The sequence below is a fragment of the Exiguobacterium sp. PvP048 genome, from assembly GCF_040549175.1.
In the GTDB taxonomy this organism is placed as follows: Bacteria; Bacillota; Bacilli; order Exiguobacteriales; family Exiguobacteriaceae; genus Exiguobacterium_A; species Exiguobacterium_A artemiae.
Genome location: NZ_JBEPSU010000012.1, coordinates 1 through 16,237, shown reverse-complemented (window position 1 = coordinate 16,237; position 16,237 = coordinate 1). Strand labels below are relative to the sequence as shown.

The following is a 16,237-nucleotide window of genomic DNA, read 5'->3' as shown; positions in this document are numbered from 1 at the left end:
GGATGATATGCCAGCACCATTGGAATCAGGGCGTGATACTCCGCCCAAGATCAAACCGCTGAATGACCGGAAAAAACAGTTGAGTCAAAATGCAATCGAAAACCGTTTACGTCTGAAGAGGCGCTTCTTAGTCTGTATGTCGATCTTTCTTATTGTCCTGTCCCTGATGGGGTGGTCATATATCGAGAAAAAACAACTGATCGCTGAACAGAAGCAGTCGTTTCAGGTAGCGAACCAAGAACAGGCGAAGGCAGAAAAAGAAACGGTTCGTCTGAAAGAAGAGATTGAACGATTGAATGATAAGAAGTATGTTGCGAACTTAGCGAGAAGTGAACTACTGTACTCGAAAAAAGGCGAAACAATTTTCTATTTTTCACCGGAAGATTAAACGAAGGTTCTCGATTGATTGAAAAAATGTAGAATCACTCGTATAATAAGAAAGAATCAACTAAAAAGGAGCAATACAATTTATGTCGATTGAAGTAGGCAGCAAAGTACAAGGGAAAGTTACAGGCATCACCAATTTCGGCGCGTTCGTAGAATTACCGACGGGTAAGACAGGTCTTGTTCACATCAGTGAAGTAGCAGATTCTTACGTTAAAGATATCAATGATGTCTTGACAGTCGGACAAGAAATCACGGTTAAAGTGTTGAGTGTAGAGAACGACGGTAAAATCGGTCTTTCGATTAAGAAAGCAGTCGATCGTCCAGAAGGCGAACGTCCTCGTCCTCCAGCTCGTCAATTTGATCGCGGACCACGTCCGGCAGGTCAAGACCGTGGACCACGTTCGTTCGATAACAAAGGACCACGTGGCGGAAGTGGCGGCGGTGGAAACCGTGGTGGCTTTAACAAAGGTGGCCGTGGCGCACCAGCTCCACGCAAAGAGCAAACGTTCGATACGTTGATGACTAGTTTCCTCAAAGATAGTGAAGATCGTCTTGCGACATTGAAACGACAAACCGATTCAAAACGTGGCGGACGCGGTGCTAAACGTCAATAACTTGCTGACCTGTTCTTTATAAGAATAGAGATGGAATGACGCCGTTCATTCCATCTTTTATTTTTTTAAAATTATTTTTATAAAAAGCGTTGACAATTATTTGACTCCACCGTATTATAGAAAATGTGCTTAAGACGCACGCGTTCAAAATATGGCGGTGTAGCTCAGCTGGCTAGAGCGTACGGTTCATACCCGTGAGGTCGTGGGTTCGACTCCCTCCGCCGCTACCATATTTTTTTGGCCCGTTGGTCAAGCGGTTAAGACACCGCCCTTTCACGGCGGTAACACGGGTTCGATTCCCGTACGGGTCATTCTGTAAAAAAGCTATCTCTATTTTATATAGAGGTAGCTTTTTTCGTTTAAGTGATTTTATTCATTAAGGGGGACCGGGCATGGAATTCGAGATTCATCTTCCGAAAGAACCTTTATTGGTTGCTGTTTCCGGCGGTTGTGATTCAATGGTACTGGCGCACCTTTTATATGAAGCGAATCATGATCTCATGATTGTTCATGTTCATCATGGTCTGCGTAAAGAATCGGATGAAGAAGCGGAAGCTGTCCGCGCTTGGGCGGAGGCGAGACGAGTAGGCATTCGGATGACCCGTCTCGAGTGGGAAGGTCAAGCACCGAGCCAAGCAGCTTGCCGGACGAGACGGTATGCCTTTTTTCAAGAGGTCATGGCGGAGACAGGACGCCGGCACCTTGTCCTGGCGCATCACCGGGACGATCAGCTGGAGACGTTGTTGATTCAGTTGATCCGGGGAGAAGCCAGCGTCGACGGCATTCCCCGAATCCGTTCTTTTGCGACAGGACAGATCCATCGGCCGTTATTGACGTATTCGAAACAACAATTGTATGACTATGCCAAAGCCCGTCAAGTCGTCTGGCATGAAGACGGGACGAATGCCGGCACCAAATATTTGCGGAATCAGATGCGGCACGGGCTCCTGCCGTTACTCGCAGAACTCCGTCCGGGCTATGAAGAAGCAACGGTTCAGGCGGCGATGGTTCGTCACGAGCAAAAACAGGAACATTTGAAGTATGTCACGTCGTACGTTAAGGAACAGATGACGGATCGCGGACTGCCCCTGGAGGCGATTCAAAAATTGCCTACCGACTTCAGGCGGCTCGTTCTGCGGACCTTGTTGCCGGACCACGATTTCACTTCCGAAGACTACAATCGATTTTTGACATTGTTACGAGTAGATATGCCGTCCGGTGAAGTGTATTATGGAAACTGGAGGATTCAGCGTACATATGGTTATGTGACATGTGTCCGTTGTCCGGAAAAGAACCTGCTTCCGGAAGCACTGGAAGTGGGAATCGATTTGGGCACTTATCATTATGGTGAACAAACGATTACGTTCTCTCGCACGACAACCGGCATCCCGTTTTCGGCCGTCCAGTTTCCGCTGACGATCCGGAGCGTCTTGCCGGGTGATCGGATTCGACTGGCGGTCGGTACGAAAAAAGTGAGTCGTATTCTCGTGGATGCGAAGGTTCCGCGGGCATCGCGGGCAGAAATTCCGGTTGTCGTGGATGCGGCAGGACAAGTTCTGGCGGTCATTGGACATCGAATTGCAATATTCGGGTCATTTGAACTCTTCGCAGAATCGTGTTTAATGATAGAATGGTAATGTAGTGTTTAAAATGGAGGAGGAATACCCAGCATGACGTTAATGAATGATATGGAAAAAGTACTGATTTCAGAAGAAGAGATCCAACATAAAGTCGGTGAACTCGCCGGTGAACTGACAGCAGATTATGGAGATCGTTTCCCACTCCTCGTATGTGTCTTGAAAGGCGCTATGCCGTTCATGTCAGATCTCGTCAAAAAGATGGACATGCACCTTGAAATGGACTTCATGGATGTCTCGACATATCACGGCGGTACGACATCAACAGGTGAAGTCAAGATTGAAAAGGATTTAAACACATCAGTAGAAGGACGTGACATCCTGATTGTCGAAGATATTATCGACAGCGGATTAACGTTAGGCTACCTCGTGGACCTCTTTAAATACCGGAAAGCGAAGTCAGTGAAGATCGTCACACTGCTTGATAAGCCAAGTGGTCGTAAAAACGATTTACATGCCGATTACAGCGGTTTCGTCATTCCGCATGAGTTCGTTGTTGGTTATGGTCTTGACTATGAAGAAAAATATCGTAACCTTCCTTATGTTGGTGTCTTGAAACCAGCAGTCTACGGCGGCTAATTATTTTTAATCTTGACTGTCACATGATAAGATGAAACCAATTACAAAGCGCGCTTTGCCGCGTTAGGATTCGTATCGATTGAAGAAAATCAATCAATTGATGCGGAGAGGAGGCCTACGATGAACCGAGCAGTGAAGAATACCCTTGTGTTTGGGGTCATTTTTCTAGCTTTGATCTTGTTTCTGCAATACTTGCAGAGTCCAGTGAACAAAAGCAAAGAAATCAATTACACACAGTTTGTCGAGTCAGTTGAAAAAGGTGATGTGAAGACGGCGACGTTCCAGTATGAGGGACAGACGTATAACGTCACAGGTGAATTACGTGAAAAAGATACGACATATGAAACGGTCGTACCGGCTGTTGATACAGAGTTGACGGATTTGTACACGCAATTGCGCAGTCAAAACGTCAAGATGGACTTTAAAGCAGCAGAAACAAACGGTGGTTGGATTGCGCTATTGACGACAATCGTGCCATTCATCATCATCTTCATCCTATTCTTCTTCTTGATTAATCAAGCACAAGGTGGCGGCGGCGGCGGTCGTGTCATGAACTTCGGTAAATCGAAGGCGCGCCTGTACGATACAGAAAAGAAAAAGATTACATTTGACGACGTGGCAGGAGCAGACGAGGAGAAACAAGAACTCGTCGAAGTCGTTGAATTCTTGAAAGATCCACGCAAGTTTGCCCGTCTCGGTGCCCGTATTCCAAAAGGTGTCCTCCTTGTAGGTCCTCCAGGTACAGGTAAAACGTTGTTGGCACGTGCCGCAGCTGGTGAAGCCGGCGTCCCGTTCTTCTCGATTTCAGGTTCTGACTTCGTTGAGATGTTTGTCGGGGTCGGAGCATCCCGTGTCCGTGACTTGTTTGAAAATGCGAAGAAAAACGCACCATGTATCATCTTCATCGATGAAATCGATGCCGTCGGTCGCCAACGTGGCGCCGGTCTCGGTGGTGGACATGATGAGCGCGAACAAACATTGAACCAACTTCTCGTTGAGATGGATGGATTCAGTGAAAACGAAGGGATCATCATGATTGCCGCAACGAACCGTGCGGACATCCTGGACCCTGCGTTACTTCGTCCAGGTCGTTTTGACCGTCAAATTACGGTTGAGCGTCCGGATGTCGTCGGACGTGAAGCGGTCCTTAAAGTACACGCACGCAACAAGCCGCTCGATACAACGGTTGATTTAAAAGCCATTGCGCAACGTACACCGGGATTCTCGGGTGCGGATCTTGAAAACCTCTTGAACGAAGCAGCACTTATCGCAGCCCGTACGGACCGCGACAAGATTTCAATCGTTGACTTGGAAGAAGCGATCGACCGTGTCATCGCAGGACCTGCGAAGAAGAGTCGGATCATTTCACCAAAAGAGAAAAAAATCGTGGCGTGGCATGAAGCCGGTCATACCATCATCGGTGTAACACTCGATGATGCGGATGAAGTCCATAAAGTAACAATCGTTCCCCGCGGAAATGCTGGCGGTTACGTCATCATGCTTCCAAAAGAGGACCGTTACTTCATGACAAAACCGGAACTTGAAGACAAAATCACCGGATTACTCGGTGGTCGTGTCGCGGAAGATATCGTCTTCGGTGAAGTTTCTACCGGAGCAAGCAATGACTTCCAACGTGCGACTGGTCTTGCACGTAAGATGGTCATGGAGTTCGGAATGAGTGAAAAACTCGGACCGCTTCAGTTTGGTTCCGGTCAAGGCGGAAATGTCTTCTTAGGACGTGACTTCCAAAACGAACAGAACTATTCAGATGCGATTGCCCATGAAATCGATACGGAAATTCAAGCGATCATCAACAAGTGTTACCAAAAAGCGAAGACGATCTTAACGGAGAAACGCGATCAGCTTGATTTGATTGCAACGACGTTACTTGAAGTCGAAACACTTGATCAAAAACAAATTCACCATCTCTTAGAGACAGGCGAATACAAAAAGCATGAGCCTGCCGCTATTACAGAACCAAAAGCAGAAGAGAAAACGCCGGAATCGACGACACCTGTCATCGATCAACCGACAGAATCTCCGACGCAACGCGGCTCTGTCATCGATGAAGGGCAAAATGTCGATACGGAAAATCCAGATCAACCACGTCGGGATGATCAAATCTGATTTTTGATTTCTTCCTGTCTGTTTGACAGAAAAGACAGCAGAAATGAGACGGATGATTCGTTCGCGTGAGAGGTCAGCATTCCTAACTGGAGTGCTGATCTCTTTTTTTAGTGGTACCGATTCGCAGCACGCACTTCGATAGGTGATGACCAATCTGCATGGTATAATCACAGCGTATAATTCAGTTATCGTCAGAGAAAAGTGGGGAATCAGATGATTTTAGTAATCGATGTAGGAAATACGAATATCGTCCTTGGGGTATATGATGAACAAACCCTTGTGCAACATTGGCGGATTGCTACGGACCGGACCCGGACAACCGATGAATATGGCATGCTGGTGAAAGCACTGTTTCGTGATGCAGAGTTAAACGTGGAAGACATTGAGGGAATCGTGTTATCATCTGTCGTACCCCCTGTCGTGTTTCCGCTCGAAAACATGTGCGTCCGTTATTTCAACCGGCGTCCATTCGTAATCGGACCCGGAATCAAGACAGGACTTGACTTGAAAGTCGATAATCCAAGAGAAGTTGGAGCCGACCGGATCGTTAATGCCGTCGCAGCGACGGTCAAATACGATGGTCCTTTGATCATCGTCGATTTTGGAACGGCAACGACCTATTGTTATATCGATGCACAAAAACGCTATTACGGTGGAATCATTTCACCGGGTGTCATGGTGTCGACAGAAGCACTTTATAATAAGGCGGCGAAATTACCGCGGATTGAGATTGCCAAACCGCAGTCGACGATCGGCCGCAATACGGTACATGCGATGCAGTCTGGAACGTATTTCGGATACGTCGCGCAAGTCGATGGACTCGTCCATCGGATGAAAGAGGAAATGGGAGAAGCGACTGTCATTGCGACAGGTGGACTTGCCCGACTAATCAGTGAGGAATCTGCAACGATTAAAATCGTCGATCCATTTTTGACGCTTGACGGGTTGCGGATTATCTACGAACGAAATAAGTGAGGGAAAAATAATGAAACGTGAAGAATTATTGGCACAACTAAAAGATGACTACTTGGTCAGAGCACTAGGATTTAACGGTGAAGTCCGTGCTTTTGCAATCCGTTCGACAAAAACGGTATATGAAGCACAACTCCGTCATCAGACGACACCTGTCGTCACGGCGGCACTCGGTCGGACATTGACGATCGGCGCCATGATGGGAACGATGCAAAAAGGGGATACCCGCGTCACATTAAAAGTCGAAGGTGATGGTCCAATCGGAAAAATCATCGTTGATGCCGATGCAAAAGGACAAGTTCGCGGATACGTCAGCCATCCGCGTGTCGAGATGGATACGTACGTCAATGGTGACGGTCTGACGAAATTAAAAGTCGGCGACGCTGTTGGTCGCGGAAATATCTCGGTTATCAAAGACTTAGGTCTCCGTGATTTCGTCGGTGGACAGTCGCCGATTCAAACCGGTGAAATCAGCGAAGACTTTACGTATTACTTCGCCGTCTCCGAGCAAAGTCCGTCGGTCGTCGGAGCAGGTGTCCTCGTGTATCCGGAAGATGAATCAGTCATTGCAGCAGGCGGTCTGATTGTTCAATTGATGCCGGGTGCATCGGAAGAAACGATTGCGGCACTCGAACAACGTGTGGCAGCACTCAAACCGATCTCGATTTTGGTCGGTGAAGAAAAAACACCGGAAGAAATGTTGAGCCTGGTTCTCGGTGAATCATTTGAGATCCTTGATACGATTCCGGTTGCTTTCAACTGTACGTGCGAGCGTGAAAAATTAGCAACGGCTATCGTGGCACTCGGGCCGGATGAGATCCAAGCGATGATTGACGAAGATGGCGGCGCGGAAGCGGTTTGTCACTTCTGTTCGGAACATTACCAATACGATGTCGAAGAATTACAATCGCTTCGTGAAAAATCACTCGAAAGAGCATAAGAGGGTCTGAAGATGGGAACTGTAAACTCTAAGTACTTGTGGATGTTGATTTTTATTTTGTTGCTGACGAATTTTATGACGGGTGCCTATGCATTCATGGGCGAATTGCCGAAAGTCGATTCACCGAAGATCGTTCAGGACAGTATCGGCGGACCGCTTGAGGATGTCGTCGCGACGGTCGGAGATGAAGAGATTACACGTACCGATCTGTATCAGACGATGCGTAAGGGTCATGAAAAAGAAACCCTTGACCGTCTGATTCGGGAAGCAGTCGAAAAACAGTCGGAAAACGGATCAAAGCCGACAGTAAAGCGCTTTGATTGACAATGTTCATCCAGTCCGTGGATAATTGATCTATCGGATTACTTGGAATTAAAGCTTTTCATTATGAGGAGGAATGGTCATGCGCATTGCGAATTCAGTATTGGATTTAGTCGGCCGCACGCCGATTGTTAAATTAAATCATTTGACAGGACCGGAAGATGCGGACGTGTATTTGAAATTGGAATATATGAATCCGGGGTCAAGCGTCAAAGACCGGATCGCTTTAGCGATGATCGAATCGGCAGAATCAGCGGGTCATTTAAAAGCAGGCGATACCATCATTGAGCCGACAAGTGGAAACACGGGAATCGGACTCGCAATGGTCGCTGCTGCTAAAGGATACCGTTCGATTCTTGTCATGCCGGAAACGATGAGCATGGAACGTCGAACTCTACTTCGTGCGTACGGTGCGGAGTTGATTTTAACAGCCGGCCCGGAAGGAATGAAGGGTGCGATTGCTCGAGCGACGGCAGAAGCGGAAGAACATGGTTATTTCATGCCGCAACAGTTCAATAATGAATCAAACCCTGTTGTTCATGAAAAGACGACTGGACCGGAAATCGTTGAAGCATTTGAAGGATTGACACTTGATGCGTTCATCGCTGGTATCGGTACGGGCGGTACGATCACAGGGGCGGGAAAAGTATTGCGCGAGGCTTTCCCGGGCATCGAAATCATTGCGGTTGAACCAACCGATTCTCCTGTTCTTTCAGGCGGAAAACCGGGACCGCATAAACTGCAGGGAATCGGAGCCGGATTTGTCCCGTCGATTCTCGATACGCAGATTTACGACAGCGTCGAGCAGGTGACGACGGAAGAAGCGTTTGATCATGCCCGTCGTGCAGCGAAATCGAACGGAGTTCTCGGAGGTATTTCTTCCGGTGCTGCGATTGCGGCTGCTTTAAAAACAGCGAAGCGTCTCGGCAAAGGAAAAACGGTTCTGGCGATCATCCCGTCAAACGGAGAACGTTATCTCAGTACGCCACTGTATCAAGTGGAAGAAGAGACGGACAGTTCGAAACTGTAAACTTTTGAAGCAAGAGGTTCATTCCGATTTAAAGGAATGGACCTCTTTTTATATGTAATCGGCAAGTGACTTATGCCCGCCTGTCTGATTTTTTGCGTATAATGAGAGCAGAATAGTTCGGAAGTGGAGGAACGCTAGTGCGACAGACAGTATACGAATCATTTACATGGACAAAGGAACAGTTTTATAACCGGTACGTTGAACGGACAGCCGGACAGACAGGTCATATCTGGCTTGAGAGTGGACGAATCGGATCCTATACGATGGCAGGCGTCCGGCCGGTCGGTCACATCCGGACAAAAAACGGTAGAACGATCATTCAAGAAGCCGGACAAGAAAAACAATATACCGATGCTCCATTTACATTGCTCGAAGAGATTCGTGCGCGCTATGCATCGGCTCGTCCGGAAGGGATGCCGCCATTTTTTGGAGGATTAGCCGGATATGTCAGTTACGATGCCGTTCGTTATCTTGAACGGTTGCCGGAACAGGCAGAGGATGATTTGGCAACAGCCGATCTTTCGCTTTACTGGTATGATGAGGTCGCCGTATTTGATCATCAGACAGAACGATTGTTTATAGCTGTCACACGGGAAACGGAGGCGGAAGCGACGCTTGCTTTGGCGGCAGAAGTTTCATCGTGGCGTCAGTCGAGTCCGGCTCCGATGTTCGCAGCACCGGAAGAAAAAACGGCTGAACGGGGACGTTCATTCGAAAGGTCCGCCTTCATGCAGGCAGCTGACCGGATCAAACAATATATTGAAGCGGGAGATGTCTTTCAAGTGAACCTTGCCGTCCGCCAACAGGAACCGTTGCGGACAACACCCGCTCATATTTATGATGTATTGCGAACGATCAACCCGTCTCCGTATATGGGTTACTTTGCAGATAAAGAATTGGTACTCGTTTCAGCATCGCCGGAGTTACTAGTCGAAAAAATCGGTCTGTCACTCGCGACCCGTCCGATTGCCGGAACCCGGCCGCGCGGACAAAATGAGGAAGAAGACCTGGCGTTAGCGAAAACGTTACTCGACAATGAGAAGGAACGGGCGGAGCATGTCATGCTCGTCGATCTTGAGCGAAACGATTTAGGGCGTGTCAGCCGCTACGGTTCCGTCCATGTTGACGAATTGATGGTCATCGAAAAATACTCCCACGTCCAGCACATCGTCTCAAACGTCCGGGGAGAGATTGCCGCAGATGAAACCGGCAGCAGTGTCCTGGCTGCGATGTTCCCGGGAGGTACGATTACGGGAGCACCTAAAATCCGGACGATGGAGATCATTGAAGAGCTTGAGCCTGTTCGCCGCGGCATCTATACAGGAGCCCTCGGTTTTATCAGCTGGGCGGACGATGTAATTTTCAATATCTTGATTCGGACGCTTGTCGCGAAAGATGGTATGGCCTATATTCAGGCAGGTGCTGGCATCGTAACCGACTCCGACTCGGAAAGTGAATATGAAGAGTCGCTCAGTAAAGCAAAAGCACTCTGGGTCGCAAAAGAAATGGCGGAGGGAACGACATGATTGTATTAATCGATAACTATGATTCATTTACGTATAACGTGGTTCAATATTTCGGCGAACTCGGACAAGACATCCGGGTGTTTCGGAATGATGCCATCACGATTGAAGAAATCGAACAACTGGCACCGGATCATTTAGTCATTTCACCGGGACCGTGTACACCGAATGAAGCAGGCATCAGTCTCGAGGCAATCCGTTATTTCGCAGGTCGGATTCCGATTCTTGGGATCTGTCTCGGTCATCAGGCGATTGGCCAAGTCTTCGGAGGAAAAGTCGTCCGTGCCAAAACGCTGATGCATGGAAAAGTCTCCTTGTTGACGCATGACGGGTCGGGTATGTTCAGCGGAATCGAACAACAGACACCCGTGACACGGTATCATTCGTTGGTCGTCGAACGTGAGAGTTTTCCGGATATCTTGACGATGACGGCAGAAGCAGACGGCGAAGTCATGGCTTTGCGTCATAAGGAATGGCCGATCGTCGGTGTCCAGTTCCATCCGGAAGCGATTTTGACGCGGGACGGGAAACAGATGTTAAAAAACTTTTTGGAGTTGACACACTATGTATCTTTGGCATGATGGGAACGTGAAACGGGAAGAAGAAATCCGGATTTCACCGTTTGATCATGGTTATCTCTATGGAATGGGTGTATTTGAAACGTTTCGTACTTACGAGGGACATCCTTTTTTATTTGATGACCATATCGAACGGCTCCAGATGAGTTGTGCAGCAATCGGTATTCAATTGCCGTACGGGCGTGAACAGTTACTCCGGGCAGTAGAGGATCTTTATCGTGTGTATGAAGAACAGGATCTGTATATCCGGTTGAACGTTTCTGGTGGAGCACGGGACATCGGACTGTCGAGTGAACCGTATGCGGAACCGACTGTCCTGTTGTACGCAAAACCAATCGGACAGAGACAGCCGGCAGAACGGGCACTCGAGACGGTGCGTCTTGCCCGCAGTACGCCGGAAACCAGCTATCGGCTCAAGTCGCATCACTATATGAACAATCTTGTGGCGAAACGTCATTTGTTTAATCAAGAAGCAGAAGGGCTGTTTCTGACGAAAGAAGGCTTTATCTGTGAAGGATTGACGTCCAATATTTTTTGGCGGTACGGCAACCAATGGTATACACCGCCGCTTGAGACAGGGGCGCTGAACGGGATTACCCGTCAATTCATCATGGAACAGGTCCCGGTGGAAGAGCGGCTTGCGCTGTTGCCGCAATTAATAGAGGCGGATGAAATCCTTTGTACGAACTCCATTCAGGAAGTCATTGCCGTTTCGTCACTGGATGGGCGGACTTTCCCGGGTTTGACGGGTCAAGGTTATCAATCCATTCGGACGTTGTTTGATCAAGTGGTCCAAACGAAATGGTCAAGGAGGAAACAAGGATGACGAAAATCATGGGCATTTTAAACGTGACACCGGATTCGTTTTCCGATGGTGGAAACTATGTCGATCTCGAACAGGCGGTCCGGCATGCGAAGCAACTCGTAGCGGACGGAGCAGATGCAATCGATGTAGGAGGAGAATCAACAAGACCGGGGGCAGTGTTCGTATCCGCGGCAGAAGAAATCGAGCGGGTCGTTCCCGTCATCCGTCGGTTGAAGCGGGAACTGGATGTTTTAGTATCGATTGATACGTATAAACCGGATGTCGCGGAAGCGGCTGTTCGTGCAGGTGCCGACATTATTAACGATGTCTGGGGATCAAAGTGGGGTGACTGTTCAATGGTTAACGTTGCGGCACACTACGATGTCCCGATTATTTTGATGCATAACCGTTTAGAACCGCACGGGCCAGATATGCTGGCGGAGGTCCGGGCTGATCTCGAAGATTCGATTCGTTTAGCGAAGCAGGCCGGCGTTTCCGAAAATCAGATTTGGCTTGATCCCGGGATTGGCTTCATGAAAACCCATCAGGAAAACTTATTTTTGATGCGCCACTTGTCGATTACGACCGATTTCGGTTATCCGGTCCTGCTCGGGACGTCGCGCAAGTCGATGATTGGTTTGACGCTCGGATTACCGGCAGACCAACGCGTCGAAGGAACAATCGCGACAGTATGTTACGGTATCCAACAAGGATGTGAATGGATGCGAGTGCACGATGTCAAAGCAGTTAAGCGAGCCGCTGTCATGATGGATGCGATGTTGGAAACGGAATTAACGGGAGGGGAATGAAGATGGATCGAATCGAAGTGACAGGGATGCGTTTTTACGGATACCATGGTGTGTTTGCGGAAGAGACGAAGCTCGGTCAGCGCTTCAATGTGGATTTATCAATTGGCCTTGATTTGTTGCGTGCCGGTCAAACCGATGATTTACGGGAAAGCGTGAATTATGCTGAATTATACGAAGTGACAAAGCAGGTTGTCGAAGGAACGCCGTTGCAATTGGTCGAAGCCTTGGCGAATCGGATTGCGGAACAGGTTTTGGCACTCGATAACCGGATTCTTGAAACGACCGTCAAAGTCATCAAACCGGATCCGCCGATTGCCGGACATTATGAACATGTCGCGGTTGAAATCCACCGGAAGCGGGCGGATTACTTATGAATCGTGCCTACATCGCGTTAGGATCAAATATTGGAGATAAGGCGGGTCATCTCCGGGCGGCGATTGAGGCCATGCGTTCGCTTGCGACGACGCATGCTTTACGTCCTTCTTCTGTTTACGAAACAGCTCCTGTCGGGTACGTGGATCAGGATCTTTTTTACAACATGGTCGTAGAACTCGATACGACAGAACCAGCAGATCGTTTATTACAAGCGTTACAACGTATCGAACAACAGGAGGGACGGAAACGGTTGTTTAAAAACGGACCACGGACACTTGATTTGGACATCATTTTGTATAATGATGAAACAATTCAAGCAGATGGGCTGACCGTCCCGCATCCCAGAATGCAGGACCGTGCGTTTGTACTGGCGCCGTTGCGTGAATTGACTCCTTCTTACGTCGTACCCGGTTTGAAGCAAACGGTCGAGGAGTTATATCGGGCATTGCCGGAAGCGGAGCGCACCGACGTACGACGGATTGAGTAAGTGTTGTTTCAGGAAGAGGAAGGGAAGAGAATGATGACAGGTTTTAAAATAGGTGACGTCGAACTGAATAACCGTGTCATTTTAGCACCGATGGCGGGTGTCTGTAATCCTGCGTTTCGTTTGATCGCAAAAGAATTCGGGGCAGGTCTCGTCTGTGCAGAAATGGTCAGTGATAAGGGAATCCTCTACGAAAACGAACGGACAATGCAAATGCTGTATGTGGACGATCGGGAAAAACCGCTCAGTTTGCAGATTTACGGCGGATCAAAAGAAACGTTGGTTCAAGCGGCTCAATATGTCGATGCGAATACGAATGCAGACATCATCGACATCAATATGGGGTGTCCTGTTCCAAAAGTGACGAAGTGTGACGCGGGTGCCAAGTGGTTGCTTGATCCGGATAAAGTCTATGAGATGGTTCATGCCGTATCACAAGCGGTGGATAAACCCGTTACGGTGAAGATGCGAACCGGCTGGGACAGCCACCATATTTATTGTGTTGATAATGTCCGCGCTGCGGAAGCGGGAGGGGCGAAGGCGGTCGCTATTCACGGCCGGACCCGGTCGCAGAAGTATGAAGGCGTCGCCGATTGGAATATCATCGGTGAAGCAAAACGGGCCGTGACTATTCCGATCATCGGAAACGGTGATGTTCAAACCCCGCAAGACGCGAAACGGATGATTGATGAAATCGGGGTGGACGGTGTCATGATCGGGCGAGCGGCACTCGGAAATCCGTGGATGTTGTATCAGACGATTCAATATTTGGAATCGGGTACCCTGTCGGTCGAGCCGACGCCACGTGAGAAAATTGATATTTGCCTGTTACATGCCGAACGTCTTGTCGCACTTAAAGGAGAAGACCTCGCGGTACGGGAAATGCGGACTCATGTCGCCTGGTATTTAAAAGGATTAAGCGGCAACGGGCATGTGCGCAAAGCCTTATTCGATACGAATACCCACACGGGACTGCAAAAGTTGCTGCATGAGTATGTTGAAACATTGGAAATGAATGCCGTACATGCGTGACAGGTAAAGTATAGTCGGACTTACCGGTTTTATGGTACGCTAATGCCATTGAAGATGAGCGAATCGGTTTTGCTAGGAGCTGTCGGTCATACCGGCAGCTTTTTCATCGAAGAAGTAAAAACCATCGTGAACCATTATAAAAGGAGTGAAGACAGTGAGTCAGGACATGGAAATGAACGATCAAATGCAGGTGCGTCTCGGTAAGATGAACGCCATGCGTGAACAAGGACTCGATCCGTTTGGTGCCCGTTTCGAACGTACAACAGATACGACGAGTATTCGTGCCGCTTACGGCGAACATGAAAAAGAAGAATTGGCAGAGCTGAAGCCGGACGTCTCAATCGCGGGTCGCGTCATGACGACACGCCGTAAAGGGAAAGTTGGCTTTACAAACGTCCAGGACGTCAATGGTCAAATCCAACTGTATGTACGTAAAGACGATGTTGGCGAAGAAGCGTACGAAATCTATAAAACATGTGACTTAGGTGATATCGTCGGAATCAGCGGTTACGTGTTCAAAACGAATGTCGGGGAACTGTCTGTTCACGTCACGTCGTTTACATTACTGACGAAAGCATTGCGTCCGCTTCCGGATAAATATCACGGATTAAAAGACGTCGAACAACGCTACCGTCAGCGTTACCTGGATTTGATCACGAATACAGAATCACGGGAAACATTTATTGCACGCAGTAAAGTCATTCGCGGCATTCGTCAGTATCTCGACAGCCTCGGATACTTGGAAGTCGAAACACCGATGTTGCATACGATTGCAGGTGGCGCTTCGGCACGTCCGTTTATCACGCATCATAACGCACTGGATATGACGCTTTACATGCGGATCGCGATTGAGTTACATCTCAAACGTTTGATTGTCGGTGGACTTGAAAAAGTTTACGAAATCGGCCGCGTCTTCCGGAATGAAGGAATCTCGACGCGTCATAACCCTGAGTTTACAATGATTGAGTTATATGAAGCCTATGCAGACTATAACGACATCATGAATCTGACGGAAAACTTGATTGCCCACGTCGCTCAAGAAGTACTTGGCACAACACAAGTCACTTACGGTGAAGATGTGATTGATCTGTCTGTCGGATGGAAACGGGCACACATGGCGGATCTCGTTAAAGAAGCAACGGGTGTTGATTTCTTTGAAGAGATTTCAAAAGAACGTGCACATGAACTCGCACATGAACATGGCGTTGAAGTACAAGCCCATATGACGACAGGACATATTCTCAATGAATTCTTCGAGCAGAAAATCGAAGAGTCGTTGGTTCAACCGACATTCGTCTATGGTCATCCGGTTGAAATTTCACCGCTTGCGAAGAAGAATCCGGAAGATCCTCGCTTTACGGATCGATTTGAATTGTTCATCGTTCGCCGGGAACATGCCAATGCCTTTACGGAATTGAACGATCCAATCGACCAACGTGAACGTTTCGAAGCCCAGCTTGTCGAAAAAGAAGCAGGGAATGATGAAGCGCATGAAATGGACAATGATTTCATTGAAGCGCTTGAGTACGGTATGCCGCCGACAGGAGGTCTTGGTATCGGAATCGACCGTCTTGTCATGTTGTTGACAAACGCTCCTTCGATTCGTGATGTCTTGCTCTTCCCGACAATGCGTCACCAGCAAAACTAATTAAGATCAGACTCTCCGCTTTCTTTATAGAAGGAAGTGGAGAGTTTTCTTCATTGGTGGCCACTAGAATTCCCTGTGGAAAAGCATGAGTATTCTTAAGCTGAAACGGGAATAATAACTTTTTAAATGTTTTTCTGATAAAACACTTGTACAAATAAAAACTCCATGGTATATTACTTCTTGTGCCGCAAATGGTTGTGACACACCGAAAAAAATATCGAAAAAAGTTGTTGACAATTGTGTTGGTAACTTGGTAAGATATTAAAGTCGCTGAAAACGACATGACGAACTTTGAAAACTGAACGATGAGGCAAAAAACGTATCTTCGGATACAAACAATGAATGAAGCGCAAGCTTCGTCAACGTGACTCCGGTC

17 protein-coding genes and 2 tRNA genes are annotated in these 16,237 nt (G+C 48.1%); all 19 read left to right on the top strand.

What is annotated here, in order from left to right:
• Nucleotides 1-7: 7 nt before the first annotated feature.
• The 19 genes from ABIC15_RS14475 (at nucleotide 8) to lysS (ending at nucleotide 15,861) form a co-directional block, all read left to right on the top strand.
• Nucleotides 8-388 carry an FtsB family cell division protein gene (locus ABIC15_RS14475; protein ID WP_012368961.1) on the top strand — a complete coding sequence of 127 codons (381 nt, stop codon included), beginning with the start codon at nucleotides 8-10 and terminating at the stop codon, nucleotides 386-388.
• Nucleotides 389-470: 82 nt separating this feature from the next.
• Nucleotides 471-1,001 carry a S1 domain-containing RNA-binding protein gene (locus ABIC15_RS14470; protein ID WP_012368962.1) on the top strand — a complete coding sequence of 177 codons (531 nt, stop codon included), beginning with the start codon at nucleotides 471-473 and terminating at the stop codon, nucleotides 999-1,001.
• A 153-nt stretch (nucleotides 1,002-1,154) separates the two neighbouring features.
• A tRNA-Met gene (locus ABIC15_RS14465) sits at nucleotides 1,155-1,231 on the top strand.
• A 9-nt stretch (nucleotides 1,232-1,240) separates the two neighbouring features.
• Nucleotides 1,241-1,312, top strand: a tRNA-Glu gene (locus ABIC15_RS14460).
• 81 nt (nucleotides 1,313-1,393) lie between these two features.
• Nucleotides 1,394-2,638 (top strand): tRNA lysidine(34) synthetase TilS, encoded by a 1,245-nt coding sequence (gene tilS, locus ABIC15_RS14455; protein WP_214767534.1) that lies wholly within the window; start codon nucleotides 1,394-1,396, stop codon nucleotides 2,636-2,638.
• Nucleotides 2,639-2,671: 33 nt separating this feature from the next.
• Nucleotides 2,672-3,217 (top strand): hypoxanthine phosphoribosyltransferase, encoded by a 546-nt coding sequence (hpt, locus tag ABIC15_RS14450; protein ID WP_012368964.1) that lies wholly within the window; start codon nucleotides 2,672-2,674, stop codon nucleotides 3,215-3,217.
• A 120-nt stretch (nucleotides 3,218-3,337) separates the two neighbouring features.
• Complete coding sequence (ftsH, locus tag ABIC15_RS14445; protein ID WP_214767531.1) at nucleotides 3,338-5,344, top strand: ATP-dependent zinc metalloprotease FtsH; 2,007 nt, start codon at nucleotides 3,338-3,340, stop codon at nucleotides 5,342-5,344.
• 213 nt (nucleotides 5,345-5,557) lie between these two features.
• A complete protein-coding gene (locus ABIC15_RS14440; RefSeq protein WP_026826988.1) occupies nucleotides 5,558-6,319 on the top strand; it encodes a type III pantothenate kinase in 762 nt (253 codons plus the stop codon).
• 10 nt (nucleotides 6,320-6,329) lie between these two features.
• On the top strand, nucleotides 6,330-7,256 hold the full coding sequence (gene hslO / locus ABIC15_RS14435) for an Hsp33 family molecular chaperone HslO (RefSeq protein ID WP_012368967.1): 927 nt from the start codon (nucleotides 6,330-6,332) through the stop codon (nucleotides 7,254-7,256).
• A 12-nt stretch (nucleotides 7,257-7,268) separates the two neighbouring features.
• Nucleotides 7,269-7,580 carry a SurA N-terminal domain-containing protein gene (locus ABIC15_RS14430; RefSeq protein ID WP_354020983.1) on the top strand — a complete coding sequence of 104 codons (312 nt, stop codon included), beginning with the start codon at nucleotides 7,269-7,271 and terminating at the stop codon, nucleotides 7,578-7,580.
• Nucleotides 7,581-7,659: 79 nt separating this feature from the next.
• Nucleotides 7,660-8,607: a cysteine synthase A gene (gene cysK / locus ABIC15_RS14425; RefSeq protein WP_012368969.1), complete on the top strand. Its 948-nt coding sequence runs from the start codon at nucleotides 7,660-7,662 to the stop codon at nucleotides 8,605-8,607.
• A gap of 137 nt (nucleotides 8,608-8,744) precedes the next feature.
• The gene (locus ABIC15_RS14420) at nucleotides 8,745-10,133 is read left to right on the top strand and encodes an anthranilate synthase component I family protein (RefSeq protein WP_012368970.1); all 1,389 of its coding nucleotides are present in this window, start codon (nucleotides 8,745-8,747) and stop codon (nucleotides 10,131-10,133) included.
• A complete protein-coding gene (locus ABIC15_RS14415; RefSeq protein WP_012368971.1) occupies nucleotides 10,130-10,711 on the top strand; it encodes an anthranilate synthase component II in 582 nt (193 codons plus the stop codon). The genes ABIC15_RS14420 and ABIC15_RS14415 overlap by 4 nt, the downstream gene beginning before the upstream one ends.
• Entirely contained in the window at nucleotides 10,695-11,534 is an 840-nt protein-coding gene (locus ABIC15_RS14410) for an aminotransferase class IV (protein ID WP_012368972.1), read from the top strand. The genes ABIC15_RS14415 and ABIC15_RS14410 overlap by 17 nt, the downstream gene beginning before the upstream one ends.
• Nucleotides 11,531-12,322 carry a dihydropteroate synthase gene (gene folP / locus ABIC15_RS14405; RefSeq protein WP_012368973.1) on the top strand — a complete coding sequence of 264 codons (792 nt, stop codon included), beginning with the start codon at nucleotides 11,531-11,533 and terminating at the stop codon, nucleotides 12,320-12,322. Before ABIC15_RS14410 ends, folP begins: the two co-directional genes overlap by 4 nt.
• 2 nt (nucleotides 12,323-12,324) lie before the next feature.
• Nucleotides 12,325-12,696: a dihydroneopterin aldolase gene (gene folB, locus ABIC15_RS14400; protein WP_012368974.1), complete on the top strand. Its 372-nt coding sequence runs from the start codon at nucleotides 12,325-12,327 to the stop codon at nucleotides 12,694-12,696.
• Nucleotides 12,693-13,184 carry a 2-amino-4-hydroxy-6-hydroxymethyldihydropteridine diphosphokinase gene (gene folK, locus ABIC15_RS14395; RefSeq protein ID WP_012368975.1) on the top strand — a complete coding sequence of 164 codons (492 nt, stop codon included), beginning with the start codon at nucleotides 12,693-12,695 and terminating at the stop codon, nucleotides 13,182-13,184. The genes folB and folK overlap by 4 nt, the downstream gene beginning before the upstream one ends.
• 33 nt (nucleotides 13,185-13,217) lie before the next feature.
• Complete coding sequence (gene dusB / locus ABIC15_RS14390) at nucleotides 13,218-14,213, top strand: tRNA dihydrouridine synthase DusB (RefSeq protein WP_041261775.1); 996 nt, start codon at nucleotides 13,218-13,220, stop codon at nucleotides 14,211-14,213.
• A 166-nt stretch (nucleotides 14,214-14,379) separates the two neighbouring features.
• A complete protein-coding gene (gene lysS, locus ABIC15_RS14385) occupies nucleotides 14,380-15,861 on the top strand; it encodes a lysine--tRNA ligase (RefSeq protein WP_147269823.1) in 1,482 nt (493 codons plus the stop codon).
• The last annotated feature ends 376 nt before the right edge of the window (nucleotides 15,862-16,237 follow it).